This window comes from Lacrimispora sphenoides, assembly GCF_900105215.1.
Taxonomy (GTDB): domain Bacteria; phylum Bacillota; class Clostridia; order Lachnospirales; family Lachnospiraceae; genus Lacrimispora; species Lacrimispora sphenoides_A.
Map to the genome: position 1 here is coordinate 632,907 of NZ_FOIP01000002.1, position 14,273 is coordinate 647,179.

The window sequence follows — 14,273 nt, forward strand, 5'->3', positions numbered from 1 at the left end:
AGATAAGATGACTGAAACGTTATTAAGCGTTGGTATCGATATTGGAACATCAACAACACAATTAATTTTATCAGAGCTTTCAATTGAAAATATAGCATCAGTTTTTACAATTCCAAGGGTTTCCATTAAGGATAAAAAGGTGATATTTAAGAGTGATATTATCTTTACTCCTATATTAGAAAACAATCTAATTGATTCCGATGGTATAAAGGCATTTGTAGAGCAGCAATACAAAAAAGCAGGTATTACAAAAGCAGATATTCAGACCGGGGCTGTCATTATAACTGGGGAAACAGTTCGAAAGGAGAATTCCCAGGCAGTTGCTAAAGCTTTAAGTGGTTTTGCTGGAGATTTTGTTGTGGCAACGGCTGGTCCTGATTTAGAGAGTATTATCGCTGGTAAAGGGGCAGGGACTTATTCCTATTCAGAAAGCCAATACACAACGGCGGTAAACTTTGATATAGGAGGGGGGACAACAAATCTAGTAGTATTTAACGATGGAGATGTTGAGGATACGGCTTGCTTTGATATTGGAGGCCGCTTGATAAAGGTGGACACAAATGAAATCATTCGTTATATTTCACCCAAAGTGAAGGAGATCATTCAAAGAGAAGCTTTAGATATTCACCTAGATGAAAAGATAAATCTTAAGGAATTAGATAAACTCTTAGATATATTTGTACAAGTACTGGAAAATAGCATTGGATTAGGGAATAAGAGTCCTTATTTTGACTTGTTGATAACCAACAAAGCATTGAACACAAAGCTTCAAATGAAATGTATTTCATTTTCGGGTGGCGTAGCAGATGGTATTACAAAAGAAAATTTACAAAATCCATTTAAATATGGTGATATTGGACTTTTGTTAGGTAAGAAAATAAGTGGTTCCCTCCTTATGACTGCCCTTAAGTTGATTCCAACTGTAGAAACTATTCGTGCAACTGTAGTAGGAGCAGGATCGCACACCACTGATGTTTCTGGAAGTACAATCACCTATAAAGAGGAAATACTTCCACTTAAGAATATCCCTATCTTACAATTATCGAAAGATGATGAAAGTGCCAATAATAGTGGGAATTTAGGGAATATTATTGAAGAAAAAGTAAAATGGTTTATGGTGGATGGAGAAGTACAAACGATTGGTTTAGGGATAGAAGGTGCACATAGCCCTTCCTTCCAGTTTATTCAAGGCCTGGCTAAAGAAATGATAAAAGGTTTAGATTTGTTGATTAAGGAGAAATTGCCACTTGTTATTATAGTAAAAGAAGACATGGCTAAGGCATTAGGACATAGCCTTTATGCACATCTTCCAAAGGATTATCCTTTTGTATGCATTGATAGTGTTCATGTACGAAATGGAGATTATATCGATATCGGAATGCCGATTGCAGAAGGCTCTGTTTTACCAGTAATCGTAAAGACATTAGTATTTAATTAATGATAAAAGGAGTTGCACAATGATTTTAAAAACAAAACTTTTTGGCAAAACCTATCAATTTTCATCTGTAATGGAAGTTATGGGGAAGGCAAATGAAGAAAAATCGGGGGATAAATTAGCTGGAGTTGCAGCAGGCAGCGCGGAAGAAAGAGTCGCAGCTAAAGTTGTCTTATCACATTTAACGCTTTCAGATTTATTTAACAACCCTGCTGTGCCATATGAAAAGGATGAGGTAACACGCATTATTATTGATCATGTGAATCTTAGAACTTATGAAAAGATTAAAAATTGGACAGTGGCTGAATTAAGAGAATGGATTTTAGATTGCAATACGACAAACTATGACATTCATCGTATATCAAATGGTTTAACTTCTGAAATGGTTGCAGCAGTTGCTAAAATTATGTCCAACCTGGATTTGATAGTAGGTGCTCAGAAAATCATAGTAACTAAGACTGCAAATACGACAATTGGTATCCCTGGAACTTTTTCAACCCGTCTGCAGCCAAATCATACGACTGACAATGTGGATGGTATCATGGCTTCCGTTATGGAAGGTCTATCTATGGGATCTGGTGATGCAGTCATAGGTCTAAACCCAGTAGACGACACAACAGAAAGTGTAAAGCGTATTCTTCATAAATTCAATGATTTTATTAACGAGTGGGAAATACCAACACAACATGTTGTTTTAGCTCACGTAGCGACTCAGATGGAAGCAATGGAACAAGGAGCACCAACAGGATTGGTATTCCAATCGATTGCAGGATCTGAAAAAGGAAATACAGCTTTTGGAATTACGGCAAAGATGCTTTCAGAAGCAAAGGACATGGCTTTGAAGCTAGGTACGGCAGTTGGTCCGAATGTTATGTACTTTGAGACAGGACAAGGTTCTGAGCTTTCATCTGATGCTCATAATGGTGTAGATCAGCTGACGATGGAAGCCAGATGTTATGGATTTGCAAAGTATTTTGATCCATTCCTTGTTAATACAGTTGTTGGATTTATTGGACCAGAGTATTTGTATGACTCCAAGCAGGTGATCCGTGCAGGTCTGGAGGATCATTTTATGGGTAAATTAACTGGTATTTCTATGGGGTGCGATGTTTGTTACACGAACCATATGAAGGCAGATCAAAATGATGCTGAGAACTTAACAGTTTTACTTGCAACAGCTGGTGTAAACTTTATTATGTCTATTCCAAATGGTGATGATATTATGTTGAATTATCAAACCACAGGGTACCAAGAAGGTGCTTCCATTAGAGAATTATTAAACAAACGAACAATAAAAGAATTTGACCAATGGTTAGAAAAAATGGGGTTCAGCGATAATGGACATTTAACTTCTAAAGCTGGCGATGCATCTGTATTTTTGAAGCAGAGGAGGGATAACTAATGGACGAATTAAACTTAAAAGAAATGATTAAATCGATTTTAAATGAAATGGTAAATGAAGTGCCGCCAGTTACAAATGGTCCATCAAAAGAGGCAACTGTAAGCACCAAGCAATCTGCAAAGTCCTGTGTAGTGGAAGAGGGATTTATACCAGATATTACAGAAGTAGACATACGCAAGCAATTTTTAGTTCCAAATGCAGCAGATAAAGAGGGTTATTTAAAAATGAAATCCTATACACCAGCTCGCCTGGGATTGTGGAGGACAGGTACAAGATATTTAACGGAGCCTAGTCTTCGATTCCGTGCTGACCATGCTGCTGCCCAAGATGCTGTATTCTCCTATGTGAATGAAGATCTAATTAAAGAGATGGGATTTGTAGAGGTTGCTACAGAATGCAAGGATAAAGACGAATATGTTACTCGTCCGGACTTGGGCCGTAAGTTTTCAAATGAAGCAATAAATACAATAAAAAATGCGGTGAAACCAAATCAGAAAGTTCAAGTTATCGTTGGTGATGGTTTAAGTTCAGCAGCAATAGAGGCAAATATCAGAGATGTTTTACCTTCTTTACAACAAGGACTCAAGATGTTTGGACTTGACTTTGGACAGGTTGTTTTTATAAAACATTGCCGCGTCCCAGCTATGGATCCAATTGGTGAAGCAACAGGAGCTGAAGTCGTCTGTCTTTTTATTGGAGAAAGACCAGGTCTTGTTACTGCAGAATCTATGAGTGCGTATATCGCATATAAACCAACCGTTGGTATGCCAGAAGCAAGAAGGACAGTCGTTTCCAATATTCACAGACAAGGAACCCCGGCAGTTGAAGCTGGAGCATATATTGCTGAAATTATCAAGAGAATGTTAGATAAAAAAGTGTCTGGGCTAGATTTGAAAGAAAAATAAAAACCGTTTGATTTAAAAGGAGGTTTCCTAATGAAAAACGAACGATTAGGTGCAAATGTTCTAAGCGTAAAAATCATTCCCAATGTTGATGATGGATTGGCAAAGGAATTAAAATTAGCATCAAATCAAAAAAGTCTAGGAATTATTACTTCTGATTCTGATGATGTAACCTATGTGGCATTAGATGAAGCAACGAAGGCATCTGATGTAGCAGTTGTATATGCAAGAAGTATGTATGCCGGAGCAGCGAATGCTTCTACAAAATTAGCAGGAGAAGTTATCGGTATTTTAGCTGGTCCAAGTCCGGCAGAGGTACGAAGTGGCCTGGATCGTGCGATTGAGGTAATAAATAACGAAGCTAGCTTTTATAGTGCTAATGATGATAACTCAATCATTTATTTTGCCCATTGTGTATCGAGAACTGGCTCTTATCTTTCGAAAGGAGCTAATGTGACAGAAGGAGAAGCCATTGCTTATTTAATAGCACCACCGCTTGAAGCAATGGTGGCTATCGATTCGGCTTTGAAAGCTGCTGATGTAAAAATGAGTGTATTTTATGGGCCGCCATCTGAAACAAACTTTGCAGGAGCATTACTAACAGGGTCTCAATCTGCTTGTAGATCAGCATGTGAATCATTTGCTAAAGCTGTAGAAGCTGTTGCTGACAACCCAACTAGTTACTAGGCGGCATTCATATGGCTAAAGCTTTAGGTTTAATTGAAGTACGTGGAAAATTAGGAGCAATCCTGGCAGCAGATGCAGCTGTAAAGGAGGCAAATGTAATTCTACTTGGAAGTGAAACAATCCGTGGAGGATTGACAACAATTCATATTATTGGAGATATTGCGGCAGTCAAAGCAGCGATTAAGGCAGGTGAAGTTGCTGTGGCAGATAAGAATTGTCTTATCAGTAGTCATGTTATCCCACGCTTGGATGACCAAGTTGAGCAGATGTTGATGAAATCATTTGGTAAAAAGGAAGGTAATCCTTCGGAAACAAATGATACAAATGAATCAAATGAATCAAATGAATCAAATCAACTGATTGTAGAAGTAATAGAGAAAGATGTAGATTCATCCTTTGATAAAGAACGGCTGGAAAAAATGAGAGTGACCGATTTACGTTCACTTGCATATAAATCAAATCTTTCTACCATAAAGAAGTCAGAAATTAAATCTGCTAACAAAGCAGTGCTTATTGAAACATTGCTGGATAAAGGAGTTAAGCATAATGGGATTGATTGATAAAGATCTTGTTTCAGTTCAAGAAACCAGGGATTTACTGAAGAAAGCAAAAGAAGCGCAAATAGAAATAGCCAAGTTATCTCAAGAAGAAATCGACACTATTTGTAAGGCTATGGCAAAAGCAGCTTTTGACAATCGTTTAAAGCTGGCTAAAATGGCACAAGAAGAAACCGGGTTTGGAAAATGGCAGGACAAGGTCCTTAAAAATGCCTTTGCATCAAGAGATTTATTAAATTCGATAAAAGATATGAAGACAGTAGGTATAATCACAAACAATATAGAAGCAAAATATATGGAAGTAGCTGTTCCTGTTGGAGTCGTGGCAGGCCTTATTCCTTCAACAAATCCGACATCAACAGTGATCTATAAGGCACTAATAAGCATTAAGGCAGGGAATGCGATTGTATTTTCACCTCATCCAAGTGCATTAAATTGTATCAAGGAAACAGTTCGCATCATAAATGAAGCAGGAAAAAGCGTTGGTTTACCAGATGGTGCTATTAGTGTAATTACAACAGTTACAACACAGGCAACTAATGAATTAATGAAAAATGAAAATACAAATTTGATTCTTGCTACTGGTGGCTCTGCAATGGTACGTGCAGCATATTCCTCTGGAACACCGGCAATTGGAGTAGGGCCAGGGAATGGACCTGCATTTATAGAACGTAGTGCAGATATCCAGAAAGCAGTTGCGCTTATTCTTGAATCTAAGACATTTGATAATGGTACAATTTGTGCATCGGAACAGTCGATTATTGTTGAAGAAATCAGTAGAGAAAAAGTGATTTCGGAATTCAAGAAACAAGGTGGTTATTTCTTATCAAAAAATGATGCACTGAAACTTGAAAAGTATATTCTAAGACCAAACGGTACAATGAATCCTAAGATCGTTGGAAGGACGGCGCAGGTTGTTGCTGAATTAGCTGGTATTTCTGTACCAGAAGATGCAAAAGTTCTTATTGCCGAAGAAACACGTGTTGGTGATCTTGCACCGTATTCAAGAGAAAAATTATCACCAATTTTAGCCTTCTATACGGTAAATACCTGGGAAGAAGCCCGTGATTTAAGCATCAAGATTTTAAACTTTGAAGGCGCAGGACACACGATGGTTATTCACACAGCAAACAATAAAATTACAGAAGATTTTGCCTTAAAAGTACCGGTTTCCCGACTACTTATAAACTGTTCGGCTACATTAGGCGGAATCGGAGCAACGACTAACCTTAGACCTGCCTTGACGCTAGGTTGTGGAGCTGTAGGAGGTAGTTCTACTTCTGACAATGTTGGCCCACAGAATTTATTTAATCTTCGCCGGGTTGTATATGGCGTTAGGACATTAGATGAAATACGTGGAGAAGATAAATTTGGAGATGTTAGTGAGAAAGCTGTTGAAGACTTGGGACTTAATAAGGATCAATTAATCGATTTACTCGTAGAACGTGTTCTGCAAAAGCTAAAATAAGCAAAGAGCAGCACAATCATTAATAACAAAATAAAAATATAATCTAGGAGGAAGATACAATGGCTAATACAAACGCATTAGGAATGATTGAAACAAAAGGATTGGTAGCTGCAGTAGAGGCAGCAGATGCAATGGTTAAAGCAGCAAATGTAACGTTAATTGGAAAAGAACAAGTAGGTGGCGGACTGGTAACGGTTATGGTTCGTGGGGATGTAGGAGCTGTTAAAGCCGCAACAGATGCTGGAGCTGCAGCTGCAGAAGCAGTTGGTGAATTAATATCTGTTCATGTAATTCCACGTCCACATATGGAAGTAGATGTAATCCTGCCAAAATACGATTCACAGGCTTCGAACTCATGATGAACGCTTAAAGTTGCAAGATTTAAAGTGAGGCTGAGGCATAATAAAAGGATATGCCCAGCCTTTACTTTATCGAGGGGAAGTGAGTACTAATGGCCATTTTAACGGAAAGTAAAATAAAAAGACTGCTACGTACGACGAACTTAAAAGAAACAAAAGTCTTAATTTTAGAACCTGGGACTGTGATTACACCTTCTGCAAAAGAATATTTAAAGGATATCACGATTGAATATATGAAAATACCAGAAGCATCTGAGACTAAGACTCAAGAAGCAGTATTCCCGATGACCCAGTTGCAAGCAAAGGAACCCCCAAATGCAAAAAATATCCAAGATGTTTTAATATATATCAATGGAAATGGACAAGTTATGTGGAAAAGTCACTTAACTTATCAATTTGGAATTAAAATTAATATTACAATAAGCCATATAGTGACTTTACAAAAGAAAAGTCACTGTATAGGAAATACGGAGCTGGCAGATGCTTTAAATACTATTCTAATGGTAGTCAAGACAATAACAATGGAGACTTTAGCTTCATACAGGTTAGATCTGGTACAGGAAATTGAAAAGTTATTGGAAGACAAAAGGCCATACATTGACAGTAAATATCCAGAAGGTTCCTTTATTCCAACCTATAAAGATGAAGAATGTGTCATTGCTTTATTTGAGTTACATGCATATTTACAAGAATTAGAACATTTTATTGCGAAAGAAATGAAGGAAGGCCTGAAACTTGAGGATTATATAAAATGCATTTCGATTGCAACTACTTTGAAGGATTATTGTTGGATTCTGATGGTGCAGATGAAAGAAAATTCAGTAAAATAGGGGTGATAATATGACTAATTATAGTATTGATACAATTGTAGATACAGTTGTCTCTCGTATACAAGAAGTAATGGATCAATCTTTTGAAATTGAAGCAAGTGGACGCCATATCCATCTGGATCGGGAGGCAATCGATACCCTCTTTGGTGCGGGGTATCAATTACACCCAACGAAGTATTTATCTCAGCCAGGCGAATTTGCATCAGAAGAACGAGTGAGTATTGAAGGACCTAAAGGCACGATTCACGATGTTATAATTCTTGGACCAGAGCGAAAAAACTGTCAAGTGGAGGTTTCATTAACAGATGCACGTTCGCTAGGTGTAAATGCGCCAGTTCAATTAAGTGGTAATATTGATAACACTCCAGGGATTATTGTGAGGAAAGGCTCTAAGACTATTGTTTTAGATAGAGGTGTTATAGTTGCAAAACGCCATATTCATGTAAAAGATACAGATGCTGTAAAGTTAGGTGTTAAAGATCAAGAGAGAGTATCTGTTCAAGTGTTTAGTAAAAGACCACTTATATTTGAGGATGTTATGGTGAGAATAAGTCCCAAGTTTGAGACTTATATGCACATTGATTATGATGAAGCAAATGCTTGTGGTCATAGTAAGGGTGTTCGTGGGTGTATTGTTAAGAGGTGATATGGATGGACAATAATGAGATAATAGTGCAAAAAATCACTGATATTATCATACAACGTTTGCAGAAGGAAGAACATAGAAAGACCGTTGTTTTTTTAGGGAAAGAATATTCAAGTATTCGGACTTACTATGAAAATAGAGGCTATGAAATAGCTTCTGTAAAAGATGAATCTGATACGGATATAGTAATCGTTACTGAACTAACTATTTTAAATATGAACCGCATTGCACTGGGACTTCCTCAAACAGAAGATGAAGTTATTATTTTTCAACGTTTATTAAATAAGAAGAAAGTTTTTTTCTTAGAAGAAGGAATGGAACTTCATGCAAGTCAGCATGTGGCCCCGCGAGCATTGCTGCAGGTCCTTGAGAATTATAAAAACCAATTGGTAAGATATGGTGCTTCTATACTTCCGTTAAAGCATTTTGAAAAGATAAATGAAACGATCAATCAGGAAGTAAAAGATATAACTAATAAGAGTGATAGGAAAGAGCTTCTTACCATAGCAAAAGTGCGAAAACTGAACTTACATGCAGGAGACATCTTTGAAACAGATAGGAACATCATTGTTACAGCATTGGCCAGGGATTATTTACGAGATTTAGGTGTTGAGATCGTATAGAAAGGAGCATGCTATGTTCATTGGAAAAGTTGTTGGCAGCTTATGGGCTACTCGCAAGGATGAAAAGTTAAATGGTTTAAAGTTCCTGCTTATTGAAAAACAACGAAACGAACATGAGGCTGATCCTGCTTTGGTTGTTGCAGTTGATCATGTAGGTGCGGGCATTGGAGAATCTGTACTGATTACGACTGGCAGCTCTGGCCGTCTATCTTTTGATGGTAAAAGTATTCCTGTTGATATGGTTATTGTCGGTATTATAGACACTGTGGACTATCCAAAGGAATGATAAAAACTGAATGGAGTGAAATGAATGAGTATTAATGAGATTATAATTTGGCTTATGGTAATTATAATGGTCATAGGTGCAATCGACCGTTCACTGGGCAATAAAACTGGTTTAGGTAAACAATTTGAAGAAGGTATACTGGCTATGGGTTCCTTAGCACTTTCAATGGCTGGTATCATTGTTTTAGCACCGAAGTTATCGGACTGGCTAAGTCCTATCATTGTTCCTGTTTACAAAGTGTTAGGAGCAGATCCGGCAATGTTTGCAGGAACTCTATTAGCAAATGATATGGGTGGGTTTTTCTTGGCGCAACAAATGACTTCTGACCCATTAATTGTTCTTTTCTCAGGTGGTATTTTAGGTGCCATGATGGGAGCAACACTTGTATTTACAATCCCAGTTGGATTGGGGATTATCAGTAACGAAGATACAAAGTATCTGGCACAAGGAGTATTATGTGGGATTGTGACGATTCCAATTGGAGCATTAGTTTCAGGAATCATGATGGGTATGCCAATCGTTAAAGTCTTTATGAATTTAATACCTATCATAGTTGTGGCGATTTTAATTTCAATTGGACTATTTAAAATCCCTGAAGGTATGATTAAAGGGTTCAATGTATTTGGGAAAGTAATAGTGGCTGTTGGAGCTATTGGGTTGGCAATTGGAGGATTAGACTTACTATTAGGTATCAAAGTATTTGAAAATCAAGATACCCTTGAAGTTGGATTCCAGACAGTTGGTGGTATTGCCATTACTTTAGCTGGTGCTTATGGATTGGTATTCTTGATCACGAAGATATTCAAGAAACCATTGATGAAACTAGGCCATCTGTTAGGAATGAATGATATTGCAGCAGCAGGTCTTATTGCATCTCTTGCAAATAATATTGCCATGTTCCAAACAGTAAAAGATATGGATAAACGTGGAAAGGTGATTAATATCGCTTTTGCAGTTTCAGCATCTTTTACATTTGGTGACCATTTAGGATTTACAGCCGGTGTTGCCCCAGAGTTGATTACTCCAATGATTATTGGCAAGCTAGTCGGTGGTATTTCTGCTATTTTTGTTGCCATATTTTTATCTAAACGTGTATTTAGGATTGAATAAAGAGAATACGATGGAGATTTAAGTACGGATGGAGGTAAGATGTTGAATATAGACAGATCAGAAATTGAAAAGCTAGTTCGTAGTATTATAATGGAAGAATACAGCAATAAGTTAAATGATTCTTCAAAGAGGCATGTTGACTCTAGTGGTGTAATGTCCATTTCGTTGCCACTGTTTTCTGTAAGTGAAGAAGACCGATTGGACACAGGCAACCCGAATCATAAAGTGTATACAAAGGATTTAGTGTCACTTTCTGAAAGTCCCAGACTAGGTTGTGGACTAATGGTAATGGAAAATACTACCTTCGATTGGACGTTAGGGTATGATGAAATTGATTATATCATCGAAGGAACTTTAACTATTATCATAGATGGCCGTCGTATAACTGCCAATGCAGGAGAATTGATTTTGATTCCAAGTGGATCAAGGATTCAGTTTTCCGTTGAAGGAAAGGCAAGATTTATCTATGTGACTTATCCGGCTGATTGGCAAAATAAATAAAAAGGCAAATAGTGGAAATAGTCCGTATACCCAAACTATTATTTATTCTAATTTATTCATGGTATGATGAAAATTTACGAGGCAGTATCTATAAGCAAAACAGAAGCTTTTTGTGTTGGAATACTGCCCAATCTTTTTATGAAAAGAGTAGGGGCTATTCGCACACTCTTTTTATTTACATAGCATAATTGTGGCGAAGCAGGTAGCCGCCAAAACACCTGGATCACTTTGGGCGTTTTGATGGTTGCTGGAGTTATATTTGTTAAGTTCTTTGAATGGTAGTTTCAAAAACGAAACTACTTGATGATTTTTTTTATGAGTGATATAATAGTTTTGTATTTGAAACTATTATATTTGGAGGTATTCTTGAGAGAAGCATTTGAGCGATTCATGCGGGCTATCGACATGGATCAATATAACGAAATGAAACATAGCGATTGGGGCAAAGAAACCAGTTATATCAATATTCTGCATTTGTTTATCATTGGACACAGAGAAAAAACGACGGTCAGCGAACTGGCAGAAACATTGGGACTTTCCCGTCCTGCCGTGACTCAAAAGGTAAATGAGCTGGAAGAGTTGGGGCTTATTCAAAAAGTCCAGTCTACACAAGATAAGCGGTTCTTTTACATCTCATTATCCGATAGAGTAAAGCAGAGCAGCCAAAGTACAAAAGCGGATTCTGTACTGGCTGCAGTAGAAAAGGCATTTTCCGAGGATAAAAAAGCTATTTTCACGGAAGTACTAAATTTTATGGCAGATTATATAAATGGAATTGAAAAGTAACACTTACAGGATTATATGGGTGTCTACCTGTGGCTAGACCCGGTTCCGAATCCACTGTGCCAACACACGATGCAAAAGGAGTAGATACAATGAGTGGAAAAATTATTATGAACTTAGCCATCAGCATTGACGGATATATTGCTGATGAAAACGGAGGCTTTGACTGGATTGTTGGACAAGGCGATACCTCTATTGATACAGCAGAAAGAAGTGAATTTGAAGAGTTTCTTGCGGGCATAGAAATTATTGTTATGGGCAAAAACTGCTATGATCAGGGTTTTGCGAAAGAGTATCCAACAAAAACGGTTTATGTAGCTACAAGTGAAGAGAAAGAAGATGAGGGGAATATCCGTTTTATCCGAGGCGATATTGTCAGCTTATTTGAAAAGGAAAAGGACAATGGTAAAAATATATTTCTGTTTGGAGGCGGCGGTCTGGTAGATCACTTTGTTAAGGCCAATGCTATTGATGAGTATATTGTGGGAATCATTCCGACGATACTTGGAAAGGGACGCCCTCTGTTTTTAGGAAACAATCCGACAATACAGCTTCATCTTGATAAATACACCATTAGCGATGGAATTGCTGTGTTTCATTACTCAAAACGATAAAAGGAAACCAGCGCAATAAAATGCTATGGCCTAGATTTTTAATCAGCCCAGTGGCTAAACGTTTTTTGAATGTATGGTTTATATAATAGGAGGCAGTGTATGGAGTTGAGATATACAACAAGGTTCCCGGCAAAAGAAGATTTATATGTTCTTTATGAGGATCTTGGCTGGAATGATTTTTTAGAGCTGTCCCCCGAACAGTTGTTAATTGCAATGATGCAAAGCTGGTATTCTATTTATGTGTACAGTGGAGATAAACTTGTTGCAACAGGCAGGATTGTTTCAGACGGGATTATTAATGCCTATTTATGTGGGTTAGGTGTTGATTCTAATTTTAGAAATCGGGGAATCGGAACAGAAATAAGTAAAAGATTGATAACGCATAGTCTTAAAAATAATTTACATATGCAGCTTTTCTGCGAAGATAGCTTAGTTCCGTATTATAAGAAAGCAGGACTTGAAAAATTTGCAGTCGGTATGCAAATAAAAAACATTAAAAATTAGATGGAGGCGCGGTGATTAGAACCTATAAAGTCAATAACGATTTAACTGGAATAGAAAAGCTACGCAAAGTTGATTAATTATTTTGACATCAAGGTACATTTTAAAGCAGGGTGAAGGAGGAAATATAATATGTCGGATATTCAGAGAGTGAAATTGCATGGCTCTATGTGTCTCCGGAGTCGATGCGCAGGGGAGTCGGAAAGAGTTTAATAATGCATGTAATGAACAGCACTGTACAGCGGCCAATTGAGTTGGAAGTTTTAGCTGGAAACAGTCCGGCACTGCAATTATATAACTCGATGGGGTTTGAAACCACTGAAACATGTTCAGGTGCAATGCCTGGTAATGAATCATTTGAAGTAACAGTACATTGTATGCAGCAGAAAAACGGTCAACAAGGATAAGATGTTAGGAGGAAATATTCATGCAATATGGACCAGATCCAAATGCAATTTACCCAAATGAAGAGATAAAAATATTTGCTATATAAAAAATGTCATAACCCATCTTGAAGCTTTATGCAGTCCTGATCTGGAGCAAGTCAAGGCTTTACGACGGGACGTGGAATAGGTATTGGTAAAAAACTTAAGGTATATCTGATAGCTGCAATGACTTGGAAAATAGATTAGCATTATGCCATACAGGCAATTTGGGGATTGAAGGAGGAAATTTATATGGCAAATAGTATAAATCTTAAAAGTGTTCCAAATCAAGCCCTTCAGGTAGCGGAAGCAATCGAAGATCTATTTGAAAATCAGATAATAGGAATATATCTGTATGGTTCAGCGATACTTGGAGGCCTGCACATTAACAGTGATGTTGACATTTTGATGATTGTTAATCAAGATTTGACAGAAGCAACAAGAAATGAATTAACTAAGCGCCTAATGCTTTTATCCGGCAAAATTGGATGTAAAAATTTAAATAGGCCGCTTGAAGTTACTATAATCAATCAAGATGATATTATTCCCTGGCAGTTTCCACCTAAATGTGAATTCATGTATGGAGAATGGCTAAGGGAGCAAATGGAGGCAGGAGATATTCCTCAAGCATGTTATGACCCTGACGTGGCAATACTCTTGTGGCAGGCAAGAAGCCATAGTTTATCGTTGAAAGGACCGGAAGCGATTGAAGTAATAGAGCCCATATCAATGAATGACATCCAAAAGGCAATCAGATGTTCTTTACCGAATTTGATTGCTGGTGTAAAAGGCGATGAACGCAATGTTCTTTTAACATTAGCCAGAATGTGGTTTACAATAGCCACCGGCGAAATTTGTTCAAAAGATATGGCAGCAGAATGGGCAATTCCCAGACTTCCGCAAAATCTTGCTGTGCTGCTTGAAATAGCTCGAAATGCCTATATGGGCGAATGTGAAGATTGCTGGGGCGATTTAGAAGCTGAAATAACTTCTCTTGTTGCCTTTATGAACAACTCCATTGAAAATTTGTTTGATAGCATAGATAATTCCGATGTGACTAAGTAAACGTATAATTAGGTATAAGACGAAAAGGGCAGGCCTGTTTTATTTACACAAAACAGGCCTGTTTGAACATCCAGGGACA

Annotated in this window: 18 protein-coding genes; all 18 read left to right on the forward strand. The window is 37.5% G+C overall.

Going from position 1 to position 14,273, the window contains the following annotated elements:
* Nucleotides 1–7 precede the first annotated feature (7 nt).
* Nucleotides 8–1,438: an ethanolamine ammonia-lyase reactivating factor EutA gene (eutA, locus tag BMW45_RS19720; protein ID WP_092247991.1), complete on the forward strand. Its 1,431-nt coding sequence runs from the start codon at nucleotides 8–10 to the stop codon at nucleotides 1,436–1,438.
* Between the two features lie 19 nt (nucleotides 1,439–1,457).
* Complete coding sequence (locus BMW45_RS19725) at nucleotides 1,458–2,837, forward strand: ethanolamine ammonia-lyase subunit EutB (protein ID WP_025232293.1); 1,380 nt, start codon at nucleotides 1,458–1,460, stop codon at nucleotides 2,835–2,837.
* Complete coding sequence (gene eutC, locus BMW45_RS19730) at nucleotides 2,837–3,742, forward strand: ethanolamine ammonia-lyase subunit EutC (protein WP_092247994.1); 906 nt, start codon at nucleotides 2,837–2,839, stop codon at nucleotides 3,740–3,742. Before BMW45_RS19725 ends, eutC begins: the two co-directional genes overlap by 1 nt.
* Before the next feature lie 30 nt (nucleotides 3,743–3,772).
* A complete protein-coding gene (gene eutL / locus BMW45_RS19735; RefSeq protein WP_092247997.1) occupies nucleotides 3,773–4,426 on the forward strand; it encodes an ethanolamine utilization microcompartment protein EutL in 654 nt (217 codons plus the stop codon).
* A gap of 11 nt (nucleotides 4,427–4,437) precedes the next feature.
* Nucleotides 4,438–4,986, forward strand: coding sequence for a BMC domain-containing protein (locus tag BMW45_RS19740; protein WP_092248000.1), 549 nt, complete (start codon nucleotides 4,438–4,440; stop codon nucleotides 4,984–4,986).
* Complete coding sequence (locus tag BMW45_RS19745; protein ID WP_025232297.1) at nucleotides 4,973–6,451, forward strand: acetaldehyde dehydrogenase (acetylating); 1,479 nt, start codon at nucleotides 4,973–4,975, stop codon at nucleotides 6,449–6,451. Before BMW45_RS19740 ends, BMW45_RS19745 begins: the two co-directional genes overlap by 14 nt.
* 59 nt (nucleotides 6,452–6,510) lie before the next feature.
* A complete protein-coding gene (locus tag BMW45_RS19750; protein WP_013272190.1) occupies nucleotides 6,511–6,810 on the forward strand; it encodes a BMC domain-containing protein in 300 nt (99 codons plus the stop codon).
* A 92-nt stretch (nucleotides 6,811–6,902) separates the two neighbouring features.
* A complete protein-coding gene (locus tag BMW45_RS19755) occupies nucleotides 6,903–7,640 on the forward strand; it encodes a hypothetical protein (RefSeq protein WP_092248003.1) in 738 nt (245 codons plus the stop codon).
* Between the two features lie 10 nt (nucleotides 7,641–7,650).
* Nucleotides 7,651–8,286, forward strand: a complete 636-nt coding sequence (gene eutD / locus BMW45_RS19760; RefSeq protein WP_092248006.1) for an ethanolamine utilization phosphate acetyltransferase EutD — start codon at nucleotides 7,651–7,653, stop codon at nucleotides 8,284–8,286.
* Nucleotides 8,287–8,291: 5 nt separating this feature from the next.
* Nucleotides 8,292–8,909, forward strand: a complete 618-nt coding sequence (locus tag BMW45_RS19765; RefSeq protein ID WP_092248009.1) for a hypothetical protein — start codon at nucleotides 8,292–8,294, stop codon at nucleotides 8,907–8,909.
* A gap of 13 nt (nucleotides 8,910–8,922) precedes the next feature.
* Nucleotides 8,923–9,195, forward strand: coding sequence for a EutN/CcmL family microcompartment protein (locus BMW45_RS19770; RefSeq protein ID WP_013272194.1), 273 nt, complete (start codon nucleotides 8,923–8,925; stop codon nucleotides 9,193–9,195).
* A gap of 24 nt (nucleotides 9,196–9,219) precedes the next feature.
* Entirely contained in the window at nucleotides 9,220–10,305 is a 1,086-nt protein-coding gene (locus tag BMW45_RS19775; protein ID WP_092248012.1) for an ethanolamine utilization protein EutH, read from the forward strand.
* A 39-nt stretch (nucleotides 10,306–10,344) separates the two neighbouring features.
* Nucleotides 10,345–10,806, forward strand: a complete 462-nt coding sequence (locus BMW45_RS19780; RefSeq protein WP_025232302.1) for a cupin domain-containing protein — start codon at nucleotides 10,345–10,347, stop codon at nucleotides 10,804–10,806.
* Nucleotides 10,807–11,172: 366 nt separating this feature from the next.
* Nucleotides 11,173–11,592 (forward strand): MarR family winged helix-turn-helix transcriptional regulator, encoded by a 420-nt coding sequence (locus BMW45_RS19785; RefSeq protein WP_242883176.1) that lies wholly within the window; start codon nucleotides 11,173–11,175, stop codon nucleotides 11,590–11,592.
* Nucleotides 11,593–11,681: 89 nt separating this feature from the next.
* Nucleotides 11,682–12,203 carry a dihydrofolate reductase family protein gene (locus BMW45_RS19790; RefSeq protein WP_092248015.1) on the forward strand — a complete coding sequence of 174 codons (522 nt, stop codon included), beginning with the start codon at nucleotides 11,682–11,684 and terminating at the stop codon, nucleotides 12,201–12,203.
* A gap of 99 nt (nucleotides 12,204–12,302) precedes the next feature.
* Nucleotides 12,303–12,707 (forward strand): GNAT family N-acetyltransferase, encoded by a 405-nt coding sequence (locus BMW45_RS19795; protein WP_092248018.1) that lies wholly within the window; start codon nucleotides 12,303–12,305, stop codon nucleotides 12,705–12,707.
* Between the two features lie 152 nt (nucleotides 12,708–12,859).
* Complete coding sequence (locus BMW45_RS29160) at nucleotides 12,860–13,111, forward strand: GNAT family N-acetyltransferase (RefSeq protein WP_416388673.1); 252 nt, start codon at nucleotides 12,860–12,862, stop codon at nucleotides 13,109–13,111.
* A gap of 270 nt (nucleotides 13,112–13,381) precedes the next feature.
* Nucleotides 13,382–14,194: an aminoglycoside nucleotidyltransferase ANT(9) gene (ant(9), locus tag BMW45_RS19805; protein ID WP_092248024.1), complete on the forward strand. Its 813-nt coding sequence runs from the start codon at nucleotides 13,382–13,384 to the stop codon at nucleotides 14,192–14,194.
* Nucleotides 14,195–14,273 lie beyond the last annotated feature (79 nt).

Coding starts and splice junctions, on each gene's coding strand:
- BMW45_RS19790 (WP_092248015.1), top strand. CDS start 11,682: ATGAGTGGAAAAATTATTATGAACTTAGCCATCAGCATTGACGGATAT.
- BMW45_RS19745 (WP_025232297.1), top strand. CDS start 4,973: ATGGGATTGATTGATAAAGATCTTGTTTCAGTTCAAGAAACCAGGGAT.
- BMW45_RS19775 (WP_092248012.1), top strand. CDS start 9,220: ATGAGTATTAATGAGATTATAATTTGGCTTATGGTAATTATAATGGTC.
- BMW45_RS19750 (WP_013272190.1), top strand. CDS start 6,511: ATGGCTAATACAAACGCATTAGGAATGATTGAAACAAAAGGATTGGTA.
- BMW45_RS19740 (WP_092248000.1), top strand. CDS start 4,438: ATGGCTAAAGCTTTAGGTTTAATTGAAGTACGTGGAAAATTAGGAGCA.
- BMW45_RS19780 (WP_025232302.1), top strand. CDS start 10,345: ATGTTGAATATAGACAGATCAGAAATTGAAAAGCTAGTTCGTAGTATT.
- BMW45_RS19755 (WP_092248003.1), top strand. CDS start 6,903: ATGGCCATTTTAACGGAAAGTAAAATAAAAAGACTGCTACGTACGACG.
- eutA (WP_092247991.1), top strand. CDS start 8: ATGACTGAAACGTTATTAAGCGTTGGTATCGATATTGGAACATCAACA.
- BMW45_RS19725 (WP_025232293.1), top strand. CDS start 1,458: ATGATTTTAAAAACAAAACTTTTTGGCAAAACCTATCAATTTTCATCT.
- BMW45_RS19765 (WP_092248009.1), top strand. CDS start 8,292: ATGGACAATAATGAGATAATAGTGCAAAAAATCACTGATATTATCATA.
- BMW45_RS19795 (WP_092248018.1), top strand. CDS start 12,303: ATGGAGTTGAGATATACAACAAGGTTCCCGGCAAAAGAAGATTTATAT.
- eutC (WP_092247994.1), top strand. CDS start 2,837: ATGGACGAATTAAACTTAAAAGAAATGATTAAATCGATTTTAAATGAA.
- BMW45_RS19770 (WP_013272194.1), top strand. CDS start 8,923: ATGTTCATTGGAAAAGTTGTTGGCAGCTTATGGGCTACTCGCAAGGAT.
- eutL (WP_092247997.1), top strand. CDS start 3,773: ATGAAAAACGAACGATTAGGTGCAAATGTTCTAAGCGTAAAAATCATT.
- eutD (WP_092248006.1), top strand. CDS start 7,651: ATGACTAATTATAGTATTGATACAATTGTAGATACAGTTGTCTCTCGT.